Origin of the sequence: Corynebacterium sp. MSK041, from assembly GCF_030232265.1 — a bacterium.
Lineage (GTDB): Bacteria > Actinomycetota > Actinomycetes > Mycobacteriales > Mycobacteriaceae > Corynebacterium.
Map to the genome: position 1 here is coordinate 90,312 of NZ_JASPJK010000007.1, position 22,402 is coordinate 112,713.

A 22,402-nucleotide genomic window follows, 5' to 3' on the forward strand; every position below is an offset into this window, starting at 1 on the left:
TTAACCGAAGAGGTCCGTGAGGCTATCGGCGAAGCGGTCTAGCTCCCGCTCAAAGTCCTCGCGGCTGTAGGTGGGGGAATCCCCGTCGTCCTGCCTGTTGCGGTCGCGGGAGTCCTCGCGGGCGGGGGAGCCATCGGACAGGACCAGCGTGATCGTTGAGTTCGGTCCAGCGTCCGAGGCGGAGCGGGTGTTCACCACCTCGTCGCGGGGTTTACCCGTGCCTGACGTGGTGGTCTCACGCACCCGGAAGCCAGCGTCCTCCAACATGGTGCGGGCTTCATCCTTGTGCATGCCCACCGCGCGCTTGAGCAATTCCTTGCGTGCCGACGGGTCAAACAGCGCACTCGGTGCAGGTAGTCCAGCATCTTGTGCGCCGACGCGGGTGGCCATGGCGAACCAGGATCGAGCCGCTTCGTGGCCACCGAACAGGCTGCCGCTGGAGCACTGGCGCACCGGGCCGGTGCACAGCGGGGTGGTTTGTGTGCCGTCGTTATAGATGTAGGTGGCGGCAGCGAAACCGTTGTTGAAACCGAGGAAGGCGGAGGACTGGTGTGATTCCGTCGTACCCGTCTTGGCGGCCACCGGCCCGCGCCAGCCGTTTGCACCAGCAGCGTCCTTGGCTGTGCCGGAGACGGCGTCCTCGGCCATGCCACCGGCAAGACCGGCGGCGAGGTCTTCGGATACTGCCTGCTGGCACTGAGGGCGCTCGATGAATACTTCTTCCCCGTGGCGGTCCACGACCTTTTCCACTGGGTTCGGCTCACACCACATGCCCTTGGATGCCAGCGTTGCCCCCACATTGGACAACTCCAGCGGATTCACCGGGGTGGGGCCCAAGGTGAAGGAGCCCAGGTTGTTCTGGCGGAAGTAGTCCGCGATGGAGCTCTCACCGTCAAAGGTGCCAGCATCCTCGTAGGAGCGAAGACCAAGGCGGACGGCCATGTCCACGGTTTCTTCCACGCCCACGTCCTCAATGAGCTCCACAAAAGATGTGTTCGGCGACTGCGCCAACGCATCCCGCAGCGTCATCTTGGGGGCGTAGGAACCGGCGTTTTCCACACAGTAGGCACCCGCCGGACAGTTGCGGGCGCCACCTTCACCCATGCCGTACACCACAGCACGGTTAGGAACATCGAGCTCAGACTCAAGGTTGTAGCCCTTCTCCAATGCGGCGGCTGCAGTGAAGATCTTGAACACGGACCCAGCACCATTGCCCACCAGAGTGGAGGTTTGGGGCAGCACTGTCTCGCCTGCTTCTTGGTTGAGGCCGTAGCCACGGGAGGAGGTCATGGCCAGGATGCGGCGGGAATCCTCGCCGGGTTCAACCACGTTGATCACCTCGGCCACACCCTGCTGGGTGGGATTGACCGCTCCGGCCGCAGCCTCGTGGGCGATGGTTTGGACCTCTGGGTCGAGGGTGGTGGTGATGGTGTAGCCACCACCCTCGAGTTCTTCCATGGACAAGCCTTTGCTCTCCAGATAGCGCAACGCGTAATCGCACAGGAAGCCTGCATCGCCAGCGGCGATGCAGCCACGGGGGAGGAGAGCGGGTTCCTCCAAGATCCCTAGGGGTTCCTCTGCAAAACGGTTAGCCTCCGCCTGGGCAAGGTAACCCGAGCTCACCATGGCCTGCAGCACCGTGTTGCGGCGATTCGTTGCACCCTCTGGGTTGGTGTACGGGTTGAGCAGCTCGGAGGATTGCAGCATGCCCACGAGCATCGCTGCCTGCGGAACCGTCAATTCAGCCGCCGAGGTATCAAAGTAGGTGCGTGCAGCAGCCTCAATGCCAAATGCATGATTGCCAAAAGAAACCAGGTTTAGGTAGCGCGCCAGGATGTCCTCTTTGGATAGCTTCTTGTCCAGATCAGACGCCATGCGCATCTCGCGCAGTTTGCGGGGGAGGGATTGCTCGACGGCGGCGCTTTGTTCTTCGGGATTCTCGGCGTCGACAAGCAGAAGATAGTTCTTCACATACTGCTGATTGATTGTAGAGGCGCCCTCAGCTACCCCACCTGCGAGGATGTTGGTCACAATTGCGCGGGCAAAGCCCTGCATGTCTACGCCCTCGTGTTCGTAAAAGCGTCTGTCCTCAATGGCAACGAGGGCGTCCTTAGCGGCCTGGCTGATCTCATCTGGCGCGACCTCGTAGCGGCGCTGGGTGAACATCCACGCCATTGGGTCACCGTTCTTATCGGTGATGGTGGTGACCCCGGGGGCGGACCCATCGGTGAGCTCCGCGAGGTTGGATTGCATCGTCGAATTCACACGGTTGACGGCGGCGCCGCTGATCCCCGCAATGGGGGCAAGGGTGAGCACAGTGGCGAGACCCGCGGCAACGACGCCGACAAGAACTTTTCCTAGCGAACCTAGTGATGACACCCCTCATACACTACGGCTTGAGTTTGCGAAGCGGAATCATCACCTACCCCCGTGTGTGTGATCTAGTCGACAGTTTTAAGACCGCGTGATTAGACTTACAAAACAACGTCACATAAATTTCGACGTACTGAAAACTATTGAAGTCTTTAAGACGTTTTGGAAGGAGACAGCTGTGACCACGACGATCAGTAACCGCACTCTTGGAGTTGCCACCGCGCCTCTCAAGGAGCGGACCAACCTAGTGCGTCCGGTCAAGCCGTCTTCTTTCACTGGTCTTCCTAAGCAGCAGCCACAGTCGAATGATTCGGTGGACACCTTCGAGCGTGGCGAATGGGTCACCCAGGCAGTCTGCCGTCAGGGTGACCCGGACGCGCTGTTCGTCCGTGGTGCGGAACAGCGCAAGGCAGCCGTTATCTGCCGCCGTTGCCCTGTTCTGATGGAATGCCGCGCCGACGCGCTGGACAACAAGGTTGAATTCGGCGTGTGGGGCGGCCTCACCGAACGTCAGCGCCGTGCTGTTCTGCGCAAGAACCCTGAGGTGACCAACTGGGCTGAGCACCTCAAGGCCGGCCGCGAGATCATCGGCCTGTAGGCGCCTCCGGTTACTTACCCAGGAGTTTCTGCACCAACGCGATCACGCCCGCGATGCAAGCGGTAATGCCGCTGAGGAGGAAGGCCCAGACTAATAGGTCTGTGGCGAAGGACGTGGCATCGGTGTCAACCGTTGCAATCAGGAGAATGGCCAACACGAAGGACGCCACGAAGACGATCGCCGACCACTTGAACACCGTGGGTGCGCGCTTCTTTGGCTGAGGCGCAGGGGCAGCCGTGTGCTTCACCATGTCCCCGCCATACACCCCCGCTGCAAACGGGTCATAGGGCGAACTCCATGCCTCTTGTAGCAATTCTTCGGGTGTTGGATCAGGCGTCGCTGGCTCCGGCTCAACCACTTGTGGCGCGGGTTCTTCTACAAGGGGCGCCGCAATGGGAGCTGCGACGGGTGTTTCTGGCACACCATCGATGGCTAGGCCCACCGCCAGTTCCACCAGCTTGAGTCGGCGCTTCTCACCCACACCGGGAAGGTCGAGCAAATCGTCCGCACTGGCGCTGAGCATCTCGTCGTGGTGCAAACTCCACACGGCCAAGTACCGGTCAATGCCAGCGCCAGTAGCCTCAGGGGCGTGGTGGGGGCGCAAGTCTTCGGAGAGTTCATGCAGCGGCCGCTCCGGGTAGGAGGAGACCCATGCGGCAGCCACCGCCGCGCTGTCAGAACCACCACGTAGTTGTTCCGCGGTCAGCCAGGGGAAGAGCGCCAGGACTGCGTGGTCAATGTCTTCGGCCCGGCCTACGTCGATAAGCTCAGGCGCCTGAGGGTTGGAGGCTTCCAGCGCACTGAGCAGCTGGGCGAATGCCGTCTCCCCGATGATGGGCACGCCCTTCTCGCGCGCCAACTGCGCTTTGCCGCTCATGGTGTCCGGGTTCGCGGCAACAAGGACTGCGCAGGTGCGCTTCACGCCCCCAACATCGAGGCCGGCAGCCGTCGCGCGCTGGGTCCAGACTTCGCGGGGGAGATCAAGGGTGCCGGTGAAGGCCACACGGTCGCCGGGGCAAAGAGTGAAGCTGGCCTGCACGTTACCCGTGAGTGGGTGTTCCATCAGGGACGCTGTGATTGCGGGGTCCACCCCTAACGCACCAGTGATGGCCAGCAATGTTGCGCGCTCACTATCCGTGATCACCCCGTCGGCCCAGGCCTCAACGACAAGCTGGCGAATGAATTCCTCATTGATCGCCTCCACATCGTCTGGTCCCAGACCCGACTGGACTGCCACCTGCTCTAGCTTCAGGATTTCACTGCGGGAAACCTCATGATCAATGAGCACGCGAGTCAGTTCCTCACGGTACGCAGCCTCGTTCTTATGCCCGCTCGCTGGAAGTGCCTGCGACAGTTTCTGCACCCACGCGCCTGCGTGAGAGGTGCCGCCACGGGGTAGCAGGTTCAGTGGGGAGGTGGGTGGTGTGGTGCACATAGCCCTAGAAAAGCCACCGATTGGTGCCGCATTGTGTGTGACGAAATGGGCGAAGAGCTCGGCTGTTGCCTGGGCATCGCCCAAAGCAGAGTGAGGGAAATCATTGTGGATCCCGGTGAGGGCCAGCGCCTCAGCCAGCTTTTTCACCCCCAAGTAGTGGGAGGCCAAATCCATCGTGTCAATCCACCGAGCCGGCAGATGGACATACACTCCTGCACGCTCAAAAGAATGCTCCAGGAAGCGCCGCTCAAAAGGCGCATTGTGCGCAACAAGCACGCGCCCATTCAGCACGCCGCCAAGGTGCGACGCCACATCATCAAAGGTAGGAGCATTAACGACGTCCGTTGCCGTGATCTTATGAATCTCCGAATTCGAAATATCCCGGAGCGGTTGGATGAGTGTTTCCCACGTGCCTTGAACCCCAAGATGGGAGTCCAGCAGCACCACTCCAATTTCAATGATCCGGTCATGGTTGGAAAACCCCGTGGTCTCCAAATCCACTACGGCGTATCCCGACTGATAATTCATATGAGCCCATCCTCAGGCCGATCCTTGTTCTTACAAGTTTCAAGGTATCCGAGGGGAGCGACACTTCATGCGAGCAATGGGATCAGTCGTTCGATTGGGATGCGGTGTGGAAGACCCCGGTAGTGTGGTGGCCATGAAGAAATGGGAATACGTCACCGTGCCACTGTTGTCTCACGCCACCAAGCAGATCTTGGATACGTGGGGTGAAGAAGGTTGGGAGCTTGTCACCGTGACTCCTGGCCCGAACCCGGAAAACATGGTTGCTTACATGAAGCGGGAGCTCTAGACCATGGGAGCGCTTGAGCGTATTGAGGAATTGGGTCTGAGCCTTCCCGCTGTTGCCGCACCAGTTGCGGCCTATGTGCCCGCCGCAAAAGTAGGCAACCAGGTGTGGACATCCGGCCAGCTGCCTTTCGTAGACGGCGCTTTGCCAGCCACCGGCAAGGTTGGTGCGGAGGTATCCGAGGAAGAGGCTTATGGCTTTGCACGCACCGCAGTGTTGAACGCGCTGGCAGCTGTTCATGCTGAGGTTGGCCTGGATCAAGTCGTGCGCGTGCTCAAGGTTGTGGGCTACGTGGCATCCGCCCCTGACTTCTATGGGCAGCCAGCCGTGGTCAACGGTGCTTCCGAGTTGATTGGGGAAATCTTCGGTGAAAGCGGCGCGCATGTCCGTTCCGCCGTGGGTGTTGCAGTGCTTCCTTTGAACGCTCCGGTTGAGGTTGAGCTGGTTGTTGAGGTGCGCTAGGCGCAGCTCTTCGCCGATTCTGCTAGTGAAGCGGTAGGGTGGACTGCATGAAGCATCCTGCTTATAGCCAGCTGCGCCCAGTGACTCCCTCCGCTGGTGTGGTCTTGGCACCGAACCCCAGCTATGCCGCGTTGGAGGGTACTAATACATGGGTGATCCGCGACCCGGAGGATGAATTCTCCATCGTGATCGATCCAGGCCCGGAAGATGAAGGACACCTCAATGTCGTGCAGGCGAAGGCCGACAAGGTTGCGCTCATCCTTCTGACTCACCGCCACCATGACCATGCGGACGGTGCTTCTCGCTTCCGTCAGCTCACCGGTGCACCAGTGCGTGCTTTTGATGAGCAGTACTGCTCCGACGGTGAAGAGCCTTTGGAAGACGGCGAGATCATCAAGGTTGACGGCGTCACCCCGCAGATCAAGGTGGTGCACACCCCAGGTCACACGGCCGACTGCGTGTGTTTCTACATCTACTCCGGTGATCCGAACAGCCCAGATTCAGTGCTCGAAGGCATTGTCACCGGTGACACGATCGCTGGCCGTCACACCACCATGATCTCGGAGACGGACGGTGACCTGGGTGATTACCTCGAGTCCCTGTCCCGGCTTGAGGAAGATGGTGCGGGTATCCCACTGCTGCCGGGCCATGGTCCGGATGGGGAAAACCTGGCCGAGTTTGCCCGCAAGTACATTGACCGTCGCGAGTACCGCCTCGATCAGATCCGCAAGGTCCGCGAAGAGAAGGGCAATGACCTGTCCATCACCGAATTGGTAGATGAGATGTACGACGACGTGGATCCGGTTCTCCGCGGTGCTGCTGAGCAGTCCACCCGCGTGGCTCTGCGTTACCTCGACGGTAAGAAGTAAGCCTCACCCCTCCCTCCGTCTGAATACGAAACTACAGTCGCCCGCTGCCCCTGACCTTGGGGTTTGTTGGGCGGCTGTAGTGTTTTCCGGAGTTGGTTGTGTTAGCGTGCGCGACGCGCGAGGTGCTCCGTGTCCACGATGACCACGGACTTGCCCTCGAGGCGGATCCAGGCGCGCTGGGCGAAAGTGGCTAGGGCCTTGTTCACGGTTTCGCGGGAGGCGCCAACGAGCTGTGCGATCTCTTCCTGTGTCAGGTCGTGGTTGACGCGCAGCGCGCCACCTTCTTGGACGCCGAATCGGTTGGCCAGCTGAAGCAGGGTCTTGGCCACGCGGCCAGGAACGTCCGTGAAGATGAGGTCTGCCAGCGATGCATTGGTGCGGCGCAGACGACGGGCAAGTACGCGGAGGAGCTGCTGGGAGATCTCCGGGTGGTCGGCGATCCACTGCTTGAGCATCTCCGAGTCCATGGTGGCGGTGGTTACCTCGGTCACGCACACGGCGGAGGAGGTGCGTGGGCCTGGGTCGAAGATGGACAGCTCGCCGAACATGTCGGAAGGGCCCATGACGGACAGGAGGTTTTCGCGACCATCAGGTGCGTGACGGGCAAGCTTCACTTTGCCGTCAACGATGATGTACAGGGTGTTTCCGGGTTCACCTTCATCGAAGATGGTGGTACCGCGGGGGAATGTTTCCGTTTGCATGTCGCTGATGAGGTTGACTACCGCATCAGGGTCGACGCCCTGGAAAATTCCGGCGCGTGCCAGTGTGTCCTGTACGCTTTCCATCGCTTCTCCTTCTTGGTCGCGTTGGCACTGGGGGATAAATGAGCGACTCCAGAGCGCTGTGGAGTTGGTCACCCATGACCTAGTTCGCGCCCTAAGTCACAATGGTCCCTAGATTAGCACGTCTGGATCTTTTGATACGTGCTTTTGCGAGAGTTCCTAGGGCTTTCCCAAAAAAGTTTTCATGCGAAAAGTAGCTACAGATTGAGGTAGCTCGGCCTTTAGTCGTGGGGGTTCACCACTGCGGATTCCAGCCGTTCCATCGCCACGATGAAAAGTGCGAGGAACAGCGGCGCGAAGAGGGCCGCAAGAAAAGTAACCATGTTGACCATCATAAGGCGCTGTCCTACTTCGGTGACTCCGGGCCACCGTGACGTCCTCACAGCTATAGTTAACGGCATGTCTGACGCCGTTTCGCCATCCCCGCACTTTGCGCGCCGGACCCGCCGCCCGGGCACGCATCCAGCAGCGAAGGGGAAAGAAACGGAATTGGGGCGTACCCGCCGTGGCCGGCGCATCAACCGGATGTTGGCGCAGGTCTACCCCGATGCGCATGCTGAGTTGGATTTCACTAACCTCCTCGAACTGCTCGTAGCCACGGTGTTGAGTGCCCAAACGACGGACGTGCGCGTCAACCAAGTCACCCCTGAACTCTTCCGGCGTTATCCCACAGCGGAGGCCTATGCCGCTGCGAATGTGGATGAGATCGGAGAGATTATCCGCCCCGTGGGTTTCTACCGGGCAAAGGCGGGGCATTTGAAGGGGTTGGGTGAAATGCTCGTCGATAAGCATGGCGGCGAGGTCCCCGAATCCCTCGATGACCTTGTGAAACTTCCTGGGGTTGGGCGAAAAACTGCGCATGTCGTGCGCGGTAATGCTTTTGATCACCCTGGGTTGACCGTGGATACGCACTTTCAGCGGCTCGTGCACCGTCTGGCGTTGACGGAGGAAAAAGACCCGGTGGCGATTGAGCATGCGATCGGCGCGATCATTGAGAAAAGTGAGTGGACGATGTTCTCGCACCGCATCATTTTTCATGGTCGTCGCGTGTGCCATGCGCGCAAACCAGCGTGCGGGGCGTGCCCGATCGCGTATGAGTGCCCGAGTTTCGGCGCCGGCCCGATCGAGTGGGATGAGGCCGCAGCATTGGTCACGGGCCCTGAGCGAGAGCACATTCTTGACTTGGCATCCGGCGAAGGGGAAGAGCGATGAACCGTAACTTCCTGCTCGGCGTGGGCGCCATCGTGCTCACCACAGTGCTTGTGATCATTGGGACGATGAAGCTTTTCGACGTCGCCCCGGGGCCAGACGCCACCCCCGAACCCACGGTGTCCACGGCAGCGTCGCAGGAAGCGACGCCGGAGCAAGCGGACAACGTTGCCCCCGGCTCCCGCCCGGATTGCCCGGTGCGCGCGATTGGCGGGGTGGAACTGCCGTGTCTCGGCGGCAATGAGGCGCAGGAATCTGCACCGGGCTCGAATGATGTGACGGTGGTGTCCCTGTGGGCGTGGTGGTGTGCGCCGTGCCGGGAGGAGTTGCCGTTGTTGGAGGAGTACGCGGCGGCGCACCCGGAGTTATCCGTCGTGGGTGTGCATGCGGACCAGAAGGCTGCAGCTGGTGTGGCGCTGCTGGATGAGCTCGGTGTGGATCTGCCGTCCTACCAGGACAGTACTGGCGCGTTTGCAGCGGCGCAGAACCTGCCACAGGTTGTACCAATTCTCATGGTGTTCCGCGGTGAGCAGCGCATTGGCATGTTTTCTAAACCTTTCACCAGTGTTGAGGAAATCGCGGCTGCTGTTGAGGAGGTGTTGTGATGGGAGTTCAGTTGAACCCTGACCATTCGCCACAGTGGTTGCGCGGTCTCACGGACGTGCTGGGTCAACCAGGAAGCGCGAGGTTGGTGCACAAAATGCAAGGCCACATGCGCTTTGCATCCCGCAAACCTAAACATGCGGCGGTGCTCATGTGTTTCACCGGTAGCGCGGATGCCCTCACCTTGCCTGAGGACGCCGAGATTCTCATCACGCACCGCACCCCGACGTTGCGGAACCACTCCGGCCAGATGGCGTTTCCTGGTGGACGGGTTGATCCGGGAGACACCGGCCCCGTTGGTGCAGCGTTGCGGGAGGCCAGAGAGGAAACTGGGCTGGATCCAGCGAGGGTCACGCCCCTGGCTGTGTTGGAGTCCATCGCGGTGGGGCCCTCCGGTAACCCGGTGAACCCAGTGTTGGCGTATGCGCAGGAGCCTGGCCCGGTGTGGGCGGCGAGCCCGGCAGAAAACGATGATGTTTTCTTTGCACCCCTGTCCCACTTCATCAACCCGGACAACCGCTTTCGTGTGTCACGTTTGGGGTGGTCAGGGCCCGCTTTTGAGTTGGATGGTTATGTGGTGTGGGGGTTTACAGCCTCATTGATTTCAGTGATGATCCGTGAAGCTGGATGGGAGGAGCCGTGGGAACACAAGGATGCGGTGGACCTGCGTCAAGCGCTCGGCGGATCCCGTAACGGGGAGGGGTACGGCTTCTAGATGGTTTCTGGGTTTCTCATCGTGGACATCTTTGTTGTGGTCCTATTGCTTGCCGCGCTGATCAGCGGTTGGCGCAGTGGCGCGCTATCAGCCGGGTTGGGTGCGCTCGGTATCGTTGCGGGGCTTGTTGTGGGACTTGGTGTCGCATCGGCTCTGGTTGGATTGTCAGAAGTGCCTGGTATGCGCGTTTTGCTTGTGCTGGCTACGGTCGTGCTGTTCGTCGGTGTGGGCAACATCGTGGGCGCCACAGTGGGTGCCACCTTGCGTGATCGCATGCGCACCAAGTCGTCCCAGCGGTGGGATTCAGGGTTCGGCGCGGCCTTCCAAACCATCGTTGCCGCGATGGTGATTTGGCTCGTGTCGCTGCCTGTCGCCGCAAATGTTGGAGGACCCGTGGGCGCCGCAGTGCGCGAATCGCGCATCCTCGGCGCGATGGACAGCACCGCGCCTACGTGGGGCAAGCAGGTGCCAGAGCAGATTGCAGCGCTTATCGACGTCACCGGGCTCCCACCCATGGTCTCCCCCTTCGAAACCAAGGGGGTAGAAGTCGCGGACCCTGATCCCGCGGATGTTGATCCGGCTGTGATTGAGGCTCTGCGCCCCAGCGTGGTGCACGTACTAGGGGATGCAGAGACCTGTCGCCGTCGCTTGTCTGGCTCTGGTTATGTTGCGGCCCAGGATTATGTGATTACGAACGCGCACGTGGTGGCCGGCACCAACGCCGTTGAGGTGGATACCGTGCTCGGAGTGAAGGATGCAGACGTTGTTCTGTATAACCCCGAGGTGGACCTCGCAGTGTTGCATGTTCCTTCACTCGGTATCGAACCTTTGACTCCAGCGAAGCACCCAGCACGCAGCGGTGATGGTGCTGTTGTGTTGGGTTTCCCAGCCTCGGGGCCGTTTACGGCCACACCGGCGCGGGTGCGCGACAGGGTGACCATCTCTGGGCCAAATATCTACGCCAACGGCCGCGCCGAAAGGGAGGCCTACACGTTGCGCGGACAGGTGCGTCAGGGCAATTCCGGTGGGCCGATGGTCACGCCAGACGGCAACGTTGTTGGCGTGATTTTTGGTACCGCTGTGGATGGCAGCAACACCGGCTATGCGCTCACGCTTGAGCAGGTCAATGCGGTGGTGGGGGAGATTGGAAGGCTGACGGAGAGCGTCGATACGCAAAACTGCATGGGCTAAAGGCGCGCGAGGAATGAATTGAGCGCTGCCACGAACGCGCCGGGCTTTTCAATGTGGGGCACATTCTTCGCCCCCTCAATGCTGTACTGCTGTGCCTGTGGCGCGCGGCGGAGTGAGTAGGCGATGATCCGGTCCCACACTTTTTGGCGCGGGTGAAGCAACAACACAGGAGCCTGCACCGGGCCGTCCAACGTGTACTTCGGGTGCGGGGACGGCAACTCGATGAGCTTCGGGGTGAGCAGACGTGAATTACGCACGATCCCGCGCAGCGCATTCCCAATGGTGGCGGCACGGATACGTAGCGCCAAGGCCTCCTCAAATTCAGGCGTACCAGTGAAGGATGGTGCGGTGTTAATAGTGAGTTCGTGGCGCCAGATGGTGGGCGTAAAACGCTGGCAAGCGCGAATGACACCGCGTGGCAACAACCCGACGAGCACGCGCACCATCATGTATGCGAGCTCCCACGGCCGACGGACCATGTGTGCACGCAGATCATGCGGATGTGCGGCGGACACCGAGGTCAACGAGGCCACACGCTGTGGATAGGCGGCCGCATAGACCCACGCCATCGCCCCACCCGTGTCATGGCCAACGAGATGAGCCGTGTCATGGCCAAGCGCCGTGATCATCCCATCAATATCACCCACAGCCAACAGCACATCGCTGCCCGCTTGCCTCGGTGGCTTATCCGACATGCCATAACCACGCATATCCACCGCTGCAACATGGAATCCGGCCTCGGCCAACGGTGCAATGACATGCTGGAAATCAATCCACGCGCCGAAGGTGCCATGAATGAGCAACACCAGCGGGTCCTGGGGGTTACCCGCCACAGCAGCATGCAGGCGAATCCCGCGGGTATGCAGCATCGTATGCCCAAAAGGGCCATCCACGGCAATCGTGTTCGGCGATATCGGCTGCCGCGGCACACGCGACCTCAGCCGAGGCAGCAAACGGCTGACCTTCATACGGCAGTGCACCCCCTTTACCTAACACAAACGCGCCCGTGATTATCTCACGAGCGCGTGCGGTGAATGCGTCTAGTTCACCGAGGACTACTTAGAACCGGAAGCAAACTCACCCGTGTTGCGGGAGGTGAAAAGCTCCGAGGTGTCCTTGGACAGGTTCTTCTGAGCCTTACCCGGAACCAAATTCTTCAGCTCCCCAACAGACTCAATGGTTTTCTCCGGCTTCTTCATGCCCTTGAAACGCTTCACACCCACCAGCGCCAACAGGCCAGCGGTAATGAGCATGAGCAAGAAGACCAGACCGAAGCCCCATGCCTCATTGGTCCAAATAGCAATCAACTTGGCCAGGAAGAAGAAAAAGAAGAAGGAAGAAAACAGTGCGATCACACCGGCTGCGATGAGCAGGCCACTGCCAATAGCAGCCTTCTTAGCCTCACCCACAACCTCAGTCTTAGCCAGCTCAATCTCGCTGCGCACCAGGCTGGACACCTGCTCAGTGGCGTTGGACACCAACGTGCCCAGCGAGTCCGCGCCCGGCTGGGTCACGTCTGTATCGCGCAGGGGAATCGAGTCGACCTTTGCGTTAAAGCTGGTCGAGCCACTGGTGTACATGCCTTTGTTGCTCACGTTGTAAAAAACCTTCCTTCGGTGGGCCGCGGCGGTGGCACGAACTCATACGAATTCGCGTTGAACGCACCTTTCAAAGTACCGAAAGTACCGTGACATTGCCTGAAAGATGCTTGAAATAAGCACAGATCCCTCATCCTAGCAGCCACGAAGCAGGTAGGTGCAGGTGGAGGCAGGTGGGCTAGGAAGCGTCACGTCCGCGTTGGGCCAGCCATACGCCCACCGCGGCGAGCGCGGTGACACCGGCGGCAATGCTCGCACCGATGCCGATCTCACGGGCGCCAGGGGAGGGGATGAGCGGTTCTGGGTGCTTGAACGTGAGGATCTCCCAGCCGTGTTCCGCGGCATGCTTGCGCAGACCACGCTCCGGGTTCACGGCAACAGGGTGACCAACAACGTCCAACATCGGGATGTCCGTTGTTGAATCCGAGTAGGCGTAACACTCCGGCAAGTTGTAACCGCGCTCCTCGGCTAGCTCACGCATCGCCTCGGCCTTCGCTGCGCCTTTGAGGTAGCGCGTGATGGTGCCAGTGAGCTTGCCATCCACTACCTCAGCCTCGGTGGCAACGATGGTGTCAATGCCCAGTTCTTTCGCAATGGGCTCCACCAGGATGCGGGCTGAAGCTGAAACGATGACTAAGTCATGCCCCTTTTCGCGGTGGTATTCAATGAGTTCTCGTGCCTCCGAATAAATGGCGGGGGTGACCACGGAGCCCATCGTGTCCGTGACAATCTGGGAAATTTCCTCAATGTCCCAGCCTGACACCATCTCCGCGAGGCGGTCTCGTGTGGCATCCATCTTGTTGCTGGACTGGCCCACAAACATGTACGAAGCTTTGCTGAGGTATAACTCCAGCGCTTCTTGCCGGGTGATCAAACCGTTCTCGAGGAAGCCACGGCCGAACGCGAAGGCAGAAGACGTGGCGATGATGGTCTTGTCCAAATCGAAGAACGCAGCCGTGGTCGTGGGCGACATGTTGATAGTTTAGCGCGCTCTGGCACGGGCAACATTTTTCGTGCTCATAGCGGGTTTACGTGGGGATTTAGCTGGTCTTCGAAAAAAATTTCGAAGATTGTATTGCAAAGTCTTGAATTTCTTTATGCCTATGTGCCACAATGGTGCTCGCACGGCCCCGATATACTGTGTGGCCGGCCCCGGTCCAACCCCCCCGTGACCGGGTTACCCGACGGCCCGCGCACCCCCCCCGATAGCGCGGGCCGTCCCCTATTTTCTGGATAGCTGCTTGTGCGGTGGGGCACTGTGCAGTGTGTTCGGCTTGCTGCCTGGCGTTCAGTTGAATGTCCACTTGAGTGTGCAGCGAGCGTGATTATGGGGAGGTTATCCACAACTTTTTGGTGATGCATCCACATAAAAGAGGGTTATCCACAGCCTGTAGGAACGCCTCTTGAGCATGCTGAATATGTGGTTCATCGTGGGGTCATGCGTAATGAAACAGCACCCATCGTCGTCGCCGTAGACGATGCGCTTCTCCACCCAGAGGCGATGCATCTCGCCGCGGTCACCGGTCGGCTTGTGATTGATGTTCGCGACCCAGCGGAGACAGCACGTCACATCGCGCGGGGCTTCGCCGTGCTTATCGACGACACTTTTTTAGCCGCTCTCGCCCCCTCCAGTGAAGCTGATGCGCTAGCGCATCCGGGAATGTTCCGGATTTGTGGGAATGCGGCTGCTGAGGCTGAGGCTGGGACTGGGAAAGCTAGCGAGGGATCTGGCTTGGTGCGGGACTCATTCATGCTCCCAGCAGAGGCAGCCTCTTTGTTGAAAGCTCTCGGGGAATTGGAGCAGCGGTCACCGCACAGGAATGGTGGCCCGGCTCTTCCGGGATCTGGTGTGGTGCTCACCTTCGTCGGCGCAGCAGGCGGAGCAGGGACGTCAACTTTGGCTGGGGCGGTGGCGCGCACATTAGCGGGCAAGGTGGCAACTGGTTCTGGTGCGGGCCTCGACCCGGTGTTGGTGGATGGGCACCGATATTCCGGTGGGTTAGATCTTCTCCTGGGGGTGGAAGATTCCGTGGGTGCGCGGTGGGGTGATATTCAAATCGGGGATGGAAATGTGGACCGCGGGACCTTCGTCCGTGCGTTGCCGCGCACCTCCGATGGGATTGCGGTGCTGACCCACTCACGTTCAACGTTGCCGGCGCCGATAGAGGATGTGAGCACGGAACCAGCAGCATTGGAGCGGGCGGTGGCGGTGCTTGGTGGGGGCGGGGTGACCGTCGTGGATGCACCGCCGGGTAGACACATGGTGCGTAGTGATCACACTTTCATTGTCACCCCGGCGGAGGTGCGTGCTGCAGCGTCGGCTGCGCTCATTGCTGCAGAGTGCCGGGCAAAATCTGTGCCAGCCTCGGTTGTTCTCCGCCATCGCGCATGGTCAGGGATGACCGTAGAAGAGGTACACCACGTGACCAAAACGGAGGTCATCGCGGAGGTCCCCACGGTTCGGTCCCTGACCAAAGACACCGAAATCTTTGGGTTGCCAGCGCGCTTACCCCGTGGTTTGAGTGTGGCTACTGAATCGATCATTGGGGCGGTGACGTGATGGACCGCACCAAAATCATCACCGCGGTGCAACGTCGCTTGGTAGATGATCCACGCCTAGCACCCACACACGGCCGCGTCGATCCTGCTGAACTTGCCGCCGTCATTCGGGAGGAAGCGGTGGTGATCAGTGACCTAGACGTGCTGGACATCATGCGTGCCTTGCGCGATGAGACAGTGGGAATTGGTCCGCTTGAGCAGTTGCTTGCTATTGACGGCATTACCGACATCTGCGTCAACGGCCCCGATGACATCTTCATTGACCGGGGTGCAGGACTCGAACGTAGTGGGCTTACCCTGCCCGATGATGCGGATGTGCGCCGTCTAGCCACCCGACTGGCCACGACGTGTGGGCGCCGGCTTGATGATGCCCGGCCCTTCGCCGACGGACACCTAACGCGAGATGATGGCACCCTCGTACGCTTCCACGCCGTGCTGCCACCCACCTCCGCGGCAGGAACCTGCATTTCCCTGCGAGTACTGCGGAGCAAAACGGCCACGCTTGAGCAGTTGGAAGCCTCAGGGGCGGTGGATGAGGAAAGGGTGGGGGTGTTGCGGGGGATCGTCGATAAGCGAAAAGCTTTTCTCGTTGTCGGCGGAACCGGAACGGGAAAAACAACGTTGCTCGCTGCGATGTTGGCCCAAGTCGCGCCACATGAGCGGATTGTGGCGATTGAGGACACGGTGGAGCTTGTGCCCACCCACCCACACGTGGTCAACCTGACATCGCGTGGCGCAAATGCCGAAGGTGCGGGCGAAATCAGCATGTCTGACCTGCTGCAACAATCATTGCGTATGCGCCCGGACCGCATCGTGGTGGGGGAGATCCGCGGCCCTGAGGTGGTGGATCTTCTCGCCGCTTTGAACACGGGCCACGACGGCGGTGCCGGCACCGTGCACGCCAACTCGATTGAGGAAGTGCCCGCTCGGTTGGAAGCGCTCGCAGCGTTGGGTGGCCTTGACCGGGCAGCGCTGCATTCGCAGCTCGCCGCTGCGGTGGACGTGGTTGTAGTGATGAAGCGGCAGCCAGATGGCACGCGCATCGTCCACCAGATTGGCGTGCTACGAGGCAACCCCGTGGTGCCTGAGGTGGTGTGGGACTCCGATCGCGGACCGCAAGCAGGCTACGAAGACCTCCTTGCGGAACTGGGGGTGGCCGCATGATCCCGTTCATCCTCGTCGCTGCCGCGGTGTTCATACTGCCCATCAGTCCATCCGGCCGCGTCATGGAGCACTCCCAGCGCCGCATTCACCCCGTTGTCCTTCCGGTGGCCATGGTGCTTGTGGTCCCTGCAATCTTGGCTACGGACCGCTCAACGCTGCTGATCAGTGCCTGCATGGCTGGGTTCGTCGCTTTGCGCACCTTGTCCAAGGCCCGTGAAAGAAAAACACGGGAGATAGCTCTGGCCGCCACATCCACATTCCTCGGCCACGTTGTTGCCGCGGTACGCGCCGGGTCCGCGATGCCGGACGCATGCAGCCGGGCAGTGGAACAACTACCGGCGAACACCCCAGCAGAGCTGACAAAGGAGCTACGTCGCGTTGCCGCATTGAGCCGTGGCGGTGGGCAAGGTGCCACAGCGTTGACGTCTTCTGACATGCCCGAACTGCGTGAAGTGGGCAATGTGTGGGCGCTGTCTACCCAGCTGGGTATTCCGGCGGCGGATCTTCTCACCAGCGCCCGCACCCGCATTGACCACACGCTGCGCCACAGGAATGCAACCAAAGCTGCCCTTTCAGGCCCGCGTGCAACAGCCGCCATCCTCGCGGTCCTGCCACTGGCAGGAGTGCTCATGGGCGAAGCGATGGGTGCGCGACCCATCGCGCTGCTCACCAGTGGTGGGTTAGGCGGGATCTTGCTCGTCGGCGGAACAGCGCTGGTGTGTGCCGGATTCATAACATCCCAGACGATCATCGGGAGGGCAGCCGCATGAGTGGAACAGTTGTATTAAGCCTGGTCGCAGCAGTGATGTTCGGTGCCGGTGCGAGCGTGGCACCACCACCGCCACGGGGCAGATTGGATAGAGGCGACCCCGTGCCACGTGGCGCATTCACTCTATTGCTTCGCCGTGGCCCGAACCCTAAAACCCCGCGTGATGGCCCCGGTGTGCGCCACAGGATCGCCAGCGATATTGAGCTCTTTGCCGCCTGCTACCGCGCCGGGCTACCGGCCGCCACAGCAGCGGAAGCGGTTGCTGCCAGTTATGGCGGCGTTCAACCGGGGCAGGGCACCACAGCTGACATGTGGCGGCGAGTGGTTTCCTACCTCTCACTCGGGGTTGAACCTGACCGGGCCTGGGCCGTCATGGACGGAACCCCAGGGCTGGAAGAGCTCGCCTCGCTGGTCACCTTGTCTCACGCTTCGGGCACTGCCGTCGCGCAGGGGTGCGACCGCATTGTCACGGAACTCCGTGACGCGGCCGCCGATGATGCGACAGCAGCTGCCGAACGCGCAGGGGTGCTCATCAGCATTCCGCTCGCCGCGTTCTTCCTTCCCGCCTTCTTTGTCCTTGGCCTAGCCCCGGTGGTTATCGGGCTTGGCGCCGGGGTGCTCGGCGGGTGACACAAAAAACCTTTTACAACCACTGAATAAAGACTGAACTAAGACAACCAACAAACACATCAAGGAGAAGAACAATGAAAACACTGACGAACCTCAAGGATGCTTTTAGCCAGCCGATTGACCGGGCACTGACCCGCGCTTATGCCCATGCCACCGCGCGGATGCAGGTGGTGCGGAATGATGCCGGAATGTCCACCATTGAATACGCCATGGGGTCATTGGCAGCCGCGGCACTGGCCGCGGTGCTCTACATGGTGATCAACGGCAACGGCGTGGTCGATGCGATTGAAGGAATCATCACCGATGCGCTTAGCAACAAGCCGTCCTAAGGTGATGGATGATCGCGGTTCCGTCACCATTGAAGCCGCATTATCGCTGGCTGTGTTGGTGACGGTGGCCGCGGCGATCATCGCGGGTATCTCCACCATGGCGGCGTACGTGTCCGCGGTGGATGTGGCCGGTGCTGCCGCGCGTTCGCACGCGATCGGGGTGGAGTATTCCCCGCCGCGGGCCAACATCGATGTCACGATCTCGGAGAACGCAGAGATGGTTACCGTGACCGCTCGCGTGCCCGCTGTCGTGCGAGACATGCATGCCACAGCGGTCTATCCAGTGGAGGTGCGGTGAAGCACAAATTGCTTATCGGCGATCACGGGTACGCCACCATCCTCTCCGCCAGCATCGTGGCCGCGGTGGTGAGCCTGGCTGTTGTTGTTGCCGGAATAGTCAGCCAAGTGGTGAATTCCCACCGCGCCCAAGTCGCAGCGGACCTTTCCGCCGTGACAGCAGCAACTGCGTTGTATGCCGGGCATGATCCGTGCGGAAAAGCCACCTTGACCGCCGAGCTGAACAAAGCGCATGTACTGAGCTGTCAGGTGATCGAGTCCGACACCGTGCTCACAGTGAAGGTTGGGCGTGTTGAGGCTACAGCGCGGGCCGGACCGATCTAAACGCTCGGCGGGCTAAGAGCTTGGAGGGGCGACACGTGCGGAGAGCCCCGCCGTCATGGTCACCAACGCGCCCAGGAGCTTCAACGCCCCAGCCTTATCCAAAGGCTGGTTACCGTTGCCGCACTTGGGGGATTGCACGCATGACGGGCAGCCGGATGCACACCCGCAGGACTTGACCGCCTCATAGGTGGCCTCAATCCACTCGTGGAAGCGGGCGTAACCCTCATCGGCAAAACCCGCACCGCCCGGGTGCCCGTCATAGACAAACACCGTGGGTTGCATCGTGTCCGGATGCAGTGCAGTGGACACACCACCGATATCCCACCGGTCACAGGTGGCTAACAAAGGAAGGAGGCCAATGGCGGCGTGCTCCGCGGCATGCAGCGCGCCGGGGACATCCCCAGCAGCGATACCTAACTCATCGAGCACCAGCGGATCAATGGTGTACGCCACCGCACGGGTAACCAAGGTCTGTTCGGGTAGGTCGAGGGGGATGTGTTCGGAGACGGTGCCGTCCGCAAGCCGCACTACATAGCCCGTGACATGGTCGGTGACTTCGACGTCCACGTTGGCCACCCACAAACCTGGCGACGGATTGACCCGCGCGTGTGGTTCCCCAATGACCGCGATGTCGGTGGTGGAACGCGCCATGGTGGAATAGTCCGGCATCTCCGGGTGGGCGAGTGCAACGTAATTGTCCAAGTCCAGTTCATCGATGATGAAGTACTCGCCCTGGTGGATGTACACCGCGCCATCATGCACCTGCGCGGCGGCGCGGCCGGAATCGATGGTGCCCAGCAGGCGCCCATCGGTGGCATCCACGATCATTACTTCCTCTCCCGTGCCACCGCGCAGCGAGATCATCCCGTGGGCCGTCTCCGGGGTGATATCACCCGTGAGCTGTGGCACCGCAAACCACCCGCGCGGGCGACGGCGCAAAAAACCAGCGGATGTCAGTTCCGCGACGACATCGGCTGCACCAAACGCCACCACGTCCGCGTCCGTCAACGGGCGCTCCACCGCAGCGCAGTACACATGTCCCCGCAAAATGAAAGGATTCTGCGGATTGAACACACTGTTTTCCACCGGTTTGTCCAGCAACGCTTCGGGGTGGTGCACCAGGTAGGTATCCATCGGCTCATCCCGAGCCACCATCACCACCAAGGAGGACTGTCCTCGGCGGCCAGAGCGGCCTGCCTGCTGCCGGAAAGACGCAACCGTGCCAGGAAACCCTGCCATGACCACGGCATCGAGCCCGCCAACGTCAATGCCCAATTCCAGGGCATTCGTCGTGGCCATGCCTAGAAGATCGCCGTTGTCCAGTGCCTTCTCCAACGCGCGACGGTCCTCCGCCAAGTAACCAGCGCGGTAGGAGGCAATGCGGGACGCGAAGTCAGCTCGACCCTTGGCCACGAGGTCTTCCGCTGCACGCATGGCCACTGTTTCGGCCGCGCGCCGGGAACGCACGAAGGTGAGCGTGCGTGCGCCGGCAGCGACGAGTTCGGCCATCATCGCGGCTGCCTCCGTTGTGGCTGGATGCCGGACGGGTGCACCGTTTTCGCCCTCCGCGCCTTCGATGAAGCCGGGTTCCCACAGGGCGAAGGTTTTCTCACCGGTGGGGGCACCGTCGTCTGTCACGGCGGTGACTTGGCGGCCGGTGAGGTTACCGGCATGGGCGGCTGGGGCAGCGGAGGTGGCCGAGGCCAAGATGAACACCGGCTCCGCGCCGTAGGAACGGGCAAGACGATCAAGGCGTCGTAATACCAACGCCACGTTCGCACCAAAAACACCCCGGTAGGTGTGACACTCGTCCACGATCACGTACTTGAGATTGCGCAGTAGCCGCACCCACTTGGGGTGGCTGGACAAGATCCCGGCGTGCAGCATGTCGGGGTTGGTGAACACGAACCGGGTGGTTTCCCGGATGGTGGAGCGGGCTTCGGTGGGGGTGTCGCCGTCATAAGGCGCGGGATTGGCGGCAGTTTTGGTGCCGTTCCCCAACACTGGGTGTCCCTTGATCAGCGAGCTGACAGCCAGCAACTGGTCCGAGCCCAGTGCCTTCGTCGGAGTGAGGTACATCGCGCAGGCCGTTGGGTCAGTGGCCAAGGTGGTCAACACTGGCAGCTGGTATCCCAAGGACTTGCCGGAAGAAGTCCCTGTTGCCACCACAACGTCTGTGCCTTCCCACGCCAGCTGCGCGCATCGTGCCTGGTGGGTGTACAGCGCATGCACTCCTGATTCTTCCCACCGCCGGCGCAGTTCGGCATCTGCCCATCCCGGCCAGGGCGCGGTGCGGGCGTGTTGGGCAGGCAGTGTTCGCACATGTGTGAGGGTGCCGGCGGGGAGGGTGCGGGAGATGCTGTCAATGAGTTCGCTGGCGAATGAGCCGGGCGCAGTCATGGTGGCACCTCCTTGGAAAAACGAGTGAATAATGAACTTGTCCGACGTGAAAGCATAAATCATGGCAGACTTAGTGGCGGTTGCGGATAAGAAGATCCGCCGCCATGAAACCGGATAGGCCGGTTTTAGTTAGACAACCGGCATATACGGAAGGTTTTCAATAATGGCTACAGGTACTGTGAAGTGGTTTAACGCCGAAAAGGGTTTCGGCTTCATCGCTCCTGATGATGGTTCCGCGGACGTGTTCGTGCACTACTCCGAGATTCAGGGCAGCGGCTTCCGCACCCTCGAAGAGGATCAGAAGGTTGAGTTTGAGGTCGGCGAAGGTGCCAAGGGCCCGCAGGCTCAGCAGGTGCGCGCGCTCTAATTGCGCTGAGAGGCGCGCGACGCCCCTCAGTTTTCTAAACCGGTCTACCCAAAACGGGTGTGGCCGGTTTTTTAGATGCTGGATACCCCACGGCGGACGTCAAACCATTCCATTGCGGCGGCCTGCAGGCGCTGAATGGCCATACCGACGAGGCTGCCTAAGGTCACGCCCACGATCATGGCGAGGAGTGGGTAATCAGAGAAAAGAGTGCCGCCGAGGTAGCCGGTACCAACGCTGATGAGCACCCACAGGATGACGCCGATGGTGTCAAAGAAGAAGAACAGGAACCAGTTGTAGCGCACGGACCCCAACACGATGGTGGCCACCCAGCGGGCCCAGGGCAAGAAGCGGGCAACCATGATGGTCACCGGGCCATGCTCGTTCATGTTCGCGCGCACCCACGTGATTGCTTTACCAGCACGGGACTCCGGGTCGAGGCGGTTGACCAGGCCAATCAGGCGGCTGCCCAGCATGAAGCACAAATTGTCACCAATAATCGCGCCGATGCCGGCGGCGACCATCACCCACTTCACATCGGGGACACCTTGAGACGCAGAAAAAGCTCCCGCCAGGTTAAGCACCGTTTCAGATGGCACGACGGGGAACAGGGCATCAATGGTGATGAGGAGACCGACGAGGGGATAGAAAATAGGCATCGTCATCAATTGCTCAAGAAAGGCAATGAGCCCGTCGACGATCTCGGTCACGCGGTCGGCCTCCTTTCCATGACAGGTTCCCTCAGCACTTTTTTGGCAAGTTTACTCACGCTCGTTGGTCGGGCGAAGTGTTACGGTGCTAGAAAATGACGGTTGTAAAAAGGGGCCGTCGATAAGCAATTGCCTCCTAAAATTTGGAGCCGTAAGTTTCACGTGCTGCAAAATACGTGGTAGTTGTCTGTAGTGAGTTAATCAAGCACC

24 protein-coding genes are annotated in these 22,402 nt (G+C 60.6%); 16 read left to right on the forward strand and 8 right to left on the reverse strand.

The genetic code is table 11. The features are described 5' to 3' along the window. The gene (locus tag QP968_RS07230) at positions 1 to 2,379 is read right to left on the reverse strand and encodes a transglycosylase domain-containing protein (protein WP_284855742.1); all 2,379 of its coding nucleotides are present in this window, start codon (positions 2,377 to 2,379) and stop codon (positions 1 to 3) included. A 307-nt stretch (positions 2,380 to 2,686) separates the two neighbouring features. Between QP968_RS07230 and QP968_RS07235 the strand changes: the two genes are divergently transcribed. Beyond that, complete coding sequence (locus tag QP968_RS07235) at positions 2,687 to 2,971, forward strand: WhiB family transcriptional regulator (RefSeq protein ID WP_284855772.1); 285 nt, start codon at positions 2,687 to 2,689, stop codon at positions 2,969 to 2,971. Positions 2,972 to 2,981: 10 nt separating this feature from the next. On the opposite strand, the gene QP968_RS07240 is transcribed toward QP968_RS07235, so the two are convergent. After that, on the reverse strand, positions 2,982 to 4,934 hold the full coding sequence (locus tag QP968_RS07240; protein ID WP_284855743.1) for an exonuclease domain-containing protein: 1,953 nt from the start codon (positions 4,932 to 4,934) through the stop codon (positions 2,982 to 2,984). 133 nt (positions 4,935 to 5,067) lie between these two features. Here QP968_RS07240 and sp36 point away from each other — a divergent pair, with 133 nt between their 5' ends. The 3 genes from sp36 to QP968_RS07255 are packed head-to-tail and all read left to right on the forward strand — an operon-like array spanning position 5,068 to position 6,548. Further along, a complete protein-coding gene (gene sp36 / locus QP968_RS07245; protein WP_170253116.1) occupies positions 5,068 to 5,220 on the forward strand; it encodes a Sp36 family protein in 153 nt (50 codons plus the stop codon). Positions 5,221 to 5,223: 3 nt separating this feature from the next. Next, positions 5,224 to 5,679 carry a RidA family protein gene (locus QP968_RS07250; RefSeq protein ID WP_284855744.1) on the forward strand — a complete coding sequence of 152 codons (456 nt, stop codon included), beginning with the start codon at positions 5,224 to 5,226 and terminating at the stop codon, positions 5,677 to 5,679. A gap of 47 nt (positions 5,680 to 5,726) precedes the next feature. Continuing rightward, positions 5,727 to 6,548 carry an MBL fold metallo-hydrolase gene (locus QP968_RS07255; RefSeq protein WP_284855745.1) on the forward strand — a complete coding sequence of 274 codons (822 nt, stop codon included), beginning with the start codon at positions 5,727 to 5,729 and terminating at the stop codon, positions 6,546 to 6,548. A gap of 101 nt (positions 6,549 to 6,649) precedes the next feature. Here QP968_RS07255 and glxR read toward each other — a convergent pair whose 3' ends face one another. Then, positions 6,650 to 7,333 carry a CRP-like cAMP-activated global transcriptional regulator GlxR gene (gene glxR, locus QP968_RS07260; protein WP_284855746.1) on the reverse strand — a complete coding sequence of 228 codons (684 nt, stop codon included), beginning with the start codon at positions 7,331 to 7,333 and terminating at the stop codon, positions 6,650 to 6,652. Positions 7,334 to 7,729: 396 nt separating this feature from the next. On the opposite strand from glxR, the gene nth reads away from it, so the two are divergent. From nth to QP968_RS07280, 4 genes are all read left to right on the forward strand, one after another. Continuing rightward, the gene (nth, locus tag QP968_RS07265) at positions 7,730 to 8,542 is read left to right on the forward strand and encodes an endonuclease III (protein ID WP_284855747.1); all 813 of its coding nucleotides are present in this window, start codon (positions 7,730 to 7,732) and stop codon (positions 8,540 to 8,542) included. Then, positions 8,539 to 9,144, forward strand: a complete 606-nt coding sequence (locus QP968_RS07270) for a TlpA family protein disulfide reductase (RefSeq protein WP_284855748.1) — start codon at positions 8,539 to 8,541, stop codon at positions 9,142 to 9,144. Before nth ends, QP968_RS07270 begins: the two co-directional genes overlap by 4 nt. A 107-nt stretch (positions 9,145 to 9,251) precedes the next feature. Further along, entirely contained in the window at positions 9,252 to 9,857 is a 606-nt protein-coding gene (locus tag QP968_RS07275; protein ID WP_284855749.1) for an NUDIX hydrolase, read from the forward strand. Further along, complete coding sequence (locus QP968_RS07280) at positions 9,858 to 11,048, forward strand: MarP family serine protease (protein WP_284855750.1); 1,191 nt, start codon at positions 9,858 to 9,860, stop codon at positions 11,046 to 11,048. Here QP968_RS07280 and QP968_RS07285 read toward each other — a convergent pair. From QP968_RS07285 to QP968_RS07295, 3 genes are all read right to left on the reverse strand, one after another. Next, on the reverse strand, positions 11,045 to 12,016 hold the full coding sequence (locus QP968_RS07285; RefSeq protein ID WP_284855751.1) for an alpha/beta fold hydrolase: 972 nt from the start codon (positions 12,014 to 12,016) through the stop codon (positions 11,045 to 11,047). The two genes, QP968_RS07280 and QP968_RS07285, sit on opposite strands and share 4 nt — an antisense overlap. 87 nt (positions 12,017 to 12,103) lie before the next feature. Further along, positions 12,104 to 12,643 carry a phage holin family protein gene (locus QP968_RS07290; RefSeq protein WP_284855752.1) on the reverse strand — a complete coding sequence of 180 codons (540 nt, stop codon included), beginning with the start codon at positions 12,641 to 12,643 and terminating at the stop codon, positions 12,104 to 12,106. Positions 12,644 to 12,824: 181 nt separating this feature from the next. Next, positions 12,825 to 13,619: an HAD family hydrolase gene (locus tag QP968_RS07295; protein ID WP_284855753.1), complete on the reverse strand. Its 795-nt coding sequence runs from the start codon at positions 13,617 to 13,619 to the stop codon at positions 12,825 to 12,827. Between the two features lie 465 nt (positions 13,620 to 14,084). Here QP968_RS07295 and QP968_RS07300 point away from each other — a divergent pair, with 465 nt between their 5' ends. The 7 genes from QP968_RS07300 (at position 14,085) to QP968_RS07330 (ending at position 18,718) form a co-directional block, all read left to right on the forward strand. Beyond that, positions 14,085 to 15,206 carry a CpaE-like family protein gene (locus QP968_RS07300; protein ID WP_284855754.1) on the forward strand — a complete coding sequence of 374 codons (1,122 nt, stop codon included), beginning with the start codon at positions 14,085 to 14,087 and terminating at the stop codon, positions 15,204 to 15,206. Further along, positions 15,206 to 16,369: a TadA family conjugal transfer-associated ATPase gene (locus tag QP968_RS07305; RefSeq protein ID WP_284855755.1), complete on the forward strand. Its 1,164-nt coding sequence runs from the start codon at positions 15,206 to 15,208 to the stop codon at positions 16,367 to 16,369. The genes QP968_RS07300 and QP968_RS07305 overlap by 1 nt, the downstream gene beginning before the upstream one ends. Continuing rightward, the gene (locus tag QP968_RS07310) at positions 16,366 to 17,139 is read left to right on the forward strand and encodes a type II secretion system F family protein (protein WP_284855756.1); all 774 of its coding nucleotides are present in this window, start codon (positions 16,366 to 16,368) and stop codon (positions 17,137 to 17,139) included. The genes QP968_RS07305 and QP968_RS07310 overlap by 4 nt, the downstream gene beginning before the upstream one ends. Then, entirely contained in the window at positions 17,136 to 17,768 is a 633-nt protein-coding gene (locus tag QP968_RS07315; protein ID WP_284855757.1) for a type II secretion system F family protein, read from the forward strand. Before QP968_RS07310 ends, QP968_RS07315 begins: the two co-directional genes overlap by 4 nt. A gap of 161 nt (positions 17,769 to 17,929) precedes the next feature. Next, positions 17,930 to 18,097: a DUF4244 domain-containing protein gene (locus tag QP968_RS07320; protein WP_084576506.1), complete on the forward strand. Its 168-nt coding sequence runs from the start codon at positions 17,930 to 17,932 to the stop codon at positions 18,095 to 18,097. Between the two features lie 4 nt (positions 18,098 to 18,101). Next, complete coding sequence (locus QP968_RS07325; protein WP_284855758.1) at positions 18,102 to 18,395, forward strand: hypothetical protein; 294 nt, start codon at positions 18,102 to 18,104, stop codon at positions 18,393 to 18,395. Beyond that, complete coding sequence (locus QP968_RS07330) at positions 18,392 to 18,718, forward strand: Rv3654c family TadE-like protein (RefSeq protein WP_284855759.1); 327 nt, start codon at positions 18,392 to 18,394, stop codon at positions 18,716 to 18,718. The genes QP968_RS07325 and QP968_RS07330 overlap by 4 nt, the downstream gene beginning before the upstream one ends. Positions 18,719 to 18,730: 12 nt before the next feature. Here the strand turns inward: QP968_RS07330 and QP968_RS07335 are convergent, their stop codons facing one another. After that, positions 18,731 to 21,118, reverse strand: coding sequence for a DEAD/DEAH box helicase (locus QP968_RS07335; protein ID WP_284855760.1), 2,388 nt, complete (start codon positions 21,116 to 21,118; stop codon positions 18,731 to 18,733). 163 nt (positions 21,119 to 21,281) lie between these two features. Between QP968_RS07335 and QP968_RS07340 the strand changes: the two genes are divergently transcribed. Next, complete coding sequence (locus tag QP968_RS07340) at positions 21,282 to 21,485, forward strand: cold-shock protein (RefSeq protein WP_284855761.1); 204 nt, start codon at positions 21,282 to 21,284, stop codon at positions 21,483 to 21,485. Positions 21,486 to 21,556: 71 nt separating this feature from the next. On the opposite strand, the gene QP968_RS07345 is transcribed toward QP968_RS07340, so the two are convergent. Continuing rightward, a complete protein-coding gene (locus QP968_RS07345; RefSeq protein WP_350309334.1) occupies positions 21,557 to 22,192 on the reverse strand; it encodes a DedA family protein in 636 nt (211 codons plus the stop codon). Positions 22,193 to 22,402: the final 210 nt, after the last annotated feature.